Source organism: Actinomadura sp. 6K520, from assembly GCF_004349245.1.
GTDB lineage: Bacteria > Actinomycetota > Actinomycetes > Streptosporangiales > Streptosporangiaceae > Spirillospora.
Map to the genome: position 1 here is coordinate 1 of NZ_SMLC01000318.1, position 4,068 is coordinate 4,068.

Annotated in this window: 5 protein-coding genes; 4 read left to right on the forward strand and 1 reads right to left on the reverse strand. The window is 72.1% G+C overall.

The window, feature by feature from the left end; genetic code table 11:
• The first annotated feature begins 299 nt into the window (after positions 1 to 299).
• From E1289_RS36645 to E1289_RS36660, 4 genes are all read left to right on the forward strand, one after another.
• A complete protein-coding gene (locus tag E1289_RS36645; RefSeq protein WP_131988628.1) occupies positions 300 to 671 on the forward strand; it encodes an NADH-quinone oxidoreductase subunit A in 372 nt (123 codons plus the stop codon).
• Positions 672 to 732: 61 nt separating this feature from the next.
• Positions 733 to 1,848 carry an NADH-quinone oxidoreductase subunit B gene (locus E1289_RS40285; protein WP_131988630.1) on the forward strand — a complete coding sequence of 372 codons (1,116 nt, stop codon included), beginning with the start codon at positions 733 to 735 and terminating at the stop codon, positions 1,846 to 1,848.
• A complete protein-coding gene (locus tag E1289_RS36655) occupies positions 1,845 to 2,414 on the forward strand; it encodes an NADH-quinone oxidoreductase subunit C (protein ID WP_243713445.1) in 570 nt (189 codons plus the stop codon). The genes E1289_RS40285 and E1289_RS36655 overlap by 4 nt, the downstream gene beginning before the upstream one ends.
• Complete coding sequence (locus E1289_RS36660; protein ID WP_131988632.1) at positions 2,407 to 3,360, forward strand: complex I subunit 1 family protein; 954 nt, start codon at positions 2,407 to 2,409, stop codon at positions 3,358 to 3,360. The genes E1289_RS36655 and E1289_RS36660 overlap by 8 nt, the downstream gene beginning before the upstream one ends.
• Before the next feature lie 18 nt (positions 3,361 to 3,378).
• On the opposite strand, the gene E1289_RS36665 is transcribed toward E1289_RS36660, so the two are convergent.
• A complete protein-coding gene (locus tag E1289_RS36665) occupies positions 3,379 to 3,975 on the reverse strand; it encodes a helix-hairpin-helix domain-containing protein (RefSeq protein ID WP_243713446.1) in 597 nt (198 codons plus the stop codon).
• Positions 3,976 to 4,068 lie beyond the last annotated feature (93 nt).

The window sequence follows — 4,068 nt, forward strand, 5'->3', positions numbered from 1 at the left end:
GGCGGGGGCGGTGGCGCGCCCGGTCCGCCCGGAGGCGATCCGGGTCCACCGGGGCCCGGCCCGCCCGGACCCGCGGGCGGCGGGGGAGGCGGCCAGGATGCGCCGCCCGGAGACTCCCATCCCGGTGGAGGCGGGGGGTTGCTCATCTGGTCACGTCCTTCCAGGTCAACTGACCTCAATGCGTATCTAGTGTGCAGCAAAACCATGACATTGTGATCCTCCGGGGCGGAGGTACAAGGTCATACTCCCGTGACGCCGTCCTGGGGGATACTGGATCTGACGCACACGAGGAGGATTTGGTGCATAACTATTTCGACACATATGTCGTCGTGGTCGTACTGCTCCTCGTGGGGGCCGGGATCGTCGCCGGAGGGCTCGCCGCGAACCGCGCGCTGCGTCCGAACCGCCCCACGGCGGAGAAGCTGACGACCTACGAGTGCGGCGTCGACCCCGTCGGTGAGGGCTGGGCGCATTCGTACGTGCGCTACTACGTCTTCGCTTACCTGTACGTCGTGTTCGCCGTGGACGCGGTCTTCCTCTTCCCCTGGGCCACCATCTTCTCCGAGCCCGGTTACGGTGCGACGACGCTCGGGGAAATGTTCGTCTTCCTCGGGTTCCTCGCCACCGGGCTCGCGTACGCGGCGAAGAAGGGCGTCCTCTCCTGGGTGTGAACCGGGACGATCCCGGCTCCGGCCCTGTAACCGGATACCGCGGGACTGTAACAATGATCCCGTGGGCACTGTCGATCTACCGCCGCCGAGCGTCGGGCCGCTGTCGCGGCTGGCGCCCAAGCCGATCAAGTTCGTGCTCAACTGGGGCCGCCGCTACTCGCTGTGGGTCTTCAACTTCGGCCTGGCCTGCTGCGCCATCGAGTTCATCGCGACGTCGATGGGCCGCCACGACTTCATCCGGCTCGGCGTCATCCCGTTCGCCCCCGGTCCCCGCCAGGCCGACCTCATGGTCGTCTCCGGCACGGTCAGCGACAAGATGGCCCCCGCGGTGCGCCGCCTGTACGAGCAGATGCCCGAGCCGAAGTACGTCATCTCGTTCGGCGCCTGCTCCAACTGCGGCGGGCCGTACTGGGACTCGTACTGCGTCACCAAGGGCGTGGACCAGATCATCCCGGTGGACGTGTACGTCCCCGGCTGCCCGCCCCGTCCCGAGGCGCTGCTGCACGGCATCGTCCACCTGCAGGAGAAGATCGCGGCCGAGTCGCTCGGCGACCGCTACAGCGGCACCGAGTCGATGTCGCCGCCGCCCCCGCCGCGCCCGCTGGAGGCGACGGTCCTGCGCCGGCCCCTCCAGCCGCCGCCCCCCGCGGACCTGGACGAGGAGGAGACGTTCGGGCACTGGAACGTCATGGCGGACGAGACCGGCCAGGCCGGGGCGGACGCCGCCGGGCCCGCCCCCGCGGCGGGACCGGAGGACGCGACCATGCCCGTCCAGCACCTCGGGACCGCGCCGGAACCCGCCGCCCCCGCCGAGCCCGAGGCGCGCGCCGAGCCGCCGACCCGCCCGGATGACGTGACGCTGCCGGTTCCGGTCGTCGAGGACCGGCCCTCCGAGGGCGTGCACCCGGACGACGAGACGCGCCCGGTCCCCGTGGTCGAGGAGCCGGCGGGGCCCGCCGACGTGACGCTGCCGGTTCCGGCCGTCGAGGACCGGCCCTCCGAGGGGGCGCACCCGGACGACGAGACGCGCCCGGTCCCCGTGGTCGAAGACCGGCCCGCGGCGGAGGAGGCCGCGCGGCCCGGCCGGCAGGCCCGGGACAGGTCCGAGCACGACCCGTCGATCATCCCGGGCCTGACCGACGACGGCCACGACGACGAGATCGGACGCGACCGGTGACCGGCGAACCGGCCGGCGGCCCGGACCTGACCGGCGCCTGGACCGCCCGCTTCGGCGACGAGATCAGCACCGAGGAGACGTTCGGCGGCCTCGCCGTCGGGGTGCCGCCGGAGTACTGGCTGGACGCCCTGACGTTCGCCCGCGACGAGCTGTCCTGCGGTTTCTTCGACTGGCTGACCGGGGTCGACGAGCTGGACGAGGGCTTCGCCGTCGTCGTCCACGTCTACTCGCTCGAACACCGCCACCATCTGCTCGTCCGCACCCGCGTCCCGAGGCGGGCGCCGGTGCTGGCGACGGCCACGGGCGTCTACCGCGGGGCCGGGTGGCACGAGCGGGAGACGGCGGAGATGTTCGGCATCCTCTTCGAGGGCCACCCGAACCTGGTGCCGCTGCTCCTCCCGGACGGTTTCGAGGGGCATCCGCTCCGCAAGGACTTCGTGCTCGCCTCCCGCGTCGCGAAACCGTGGCCGGGCGCCAAGGAACCGGGTGAATCGGGCCACGGCGCGCCGAGCCGCCGCCGGGTCCGGCCGCCCGGGGTGCCGGACGACTGGGGGCCCGATGCTTGAGATCGTCGTCAAGCTGGCCCTGGTGGCCGCGGCGTTCGCGATCCTCCCGCTCCTCGTGGGGCAGGCGGAGCACAAGGTGATGGCGCACATGCAGGGCCGTCTCGGCCCCATGTACGCGGGCGCCTTCCACGGCTGGGCGCAGCTCGTCGCCGACGGGGTGAAGTTCGCGCAGAAGGAGGACGTGGTCCCGCGCGACGCCGACCGGTGGGTGTTCAAGCTGGCGCCCGGCGTCGCACTCGTCCCGTACCTGCTCGTCCTGCTGGTGATACCGGTCGGCCCGGACGGGCAGGTCGCGCTCGAACTCGGGCCCGGGATCTTCTTCGCGCTCGCCGTGATGGGCGTCGGCGTGATCGGCGCGATCATGGCGGGCTGGGCGAGCGCGAACAAGTACTCGCTGCTCGGCGGGATGCGCGTCGCCGCCCAGCTGATGTCCTACGAGCTGCCGATGGTGTTCGCGGCGTCGTCGGTGGCGATGGCGGCGGGGACGCTGTCGCTGTCGGGCATCGTGGACGAGTGGCGCTGGTGGTGGCTGCCCTGGCAGGCGGTCGGCGGCGTCGTGTTCTTCGTCGCGGGCCTCGCCGAGCTGCGCCGGCCGCCGTTCGACATGCCGGTCGCCGACTCCGAGATCATCTTCGGCCCGTACACCGAGTACGGCGGGCTGCGGTTCGCGCTGTTCATCCTGTCGGAGTACGCCGGGATCGTGGTGCTCTGCGCGCTGACGACCGTGCTGTTCCTCGGCGGCTGGAAGGGGCCCTTCCTCGACACTGAGCTCGGCTGGCTGTGGACGCTGCTCAAGGTCGCGGCGCTGGCGTTCTGCGTCATCTGGCTGCGGGTGAGCTACCCGCGCATGCGCGAGGACCAGCTCCAGAAACTCGCCTGGGCGTGGCTCGTGCCGCTCTCGCTGGCGCAGCTCGCGCTGACGGGCGTCCTCAAGGTCGCGCTCTGAGGCGGCGGCCGCCGCGCCTCACCTCAGGAAGATCGTGTAGTCGGCCATCTGCGGGAGGGCGTCGGGCGGGATGTCGGCGTCCACCGCCATCTCCTCGGCGGACATGAAGCCGCCCTGCTCCTCGCGGCGGTGCACGACGCGCTCCACCATCTCGGGCGTCATGCCGGGCAGCGCGGCGAGGATCTCCGGCGGCGCGTGGTTGACGTCCACGAGACCGCCGTCGTCGTAGGTGCGGGGCACGTCGGGACGGCCGATCCGCAGCTCGCGGGCGAGCGCTGGGTCCTCGGCGGCGAGCGCGCGGGCCTCCTCGCGCAGCGAGCGGCGGTACTTGGCGACCTCGATGGCGTGCTGGTTGCGCCGGTTGCGCGGGATGTCGCGGGGGAAGACCGACGACCTGACGGCGAACGCGTGCCCGGTGCCCGCGATCCACAGCAGCATCGCCAGGAACGTGCCGACGACGGCGAAGACCGGGTCGCCGAGCTGGAACATGGTCAGGACGGCGGCCGTGCCGACGCCGTATCCGGCGGCGACGGCGCCGAGGCTCAACGACCTGCGCCGGACGGCCGCGTAGCAGAACGAGAACGGCGTGCCGTAGCCGAGGGTGATGAGCGGCACGGAGGCCCATATGACGCTGCGAGCGGTCTCCTGGGACGGCATGGGGGCGGGTGGAGGCGGCGGCACGGGCGGATACGGCGGAGGCATGGGCGG

Excerpts from the sequence above, each read along its gene's own strand:
- E1289_RS36660 (WP_131988632.1), top strand. The coding sequence starts at position 2,407 with ATGCTTGAGATCGTCGTCAAGCTGGCCCTGGTGGCCGCGGCGTTCGCG.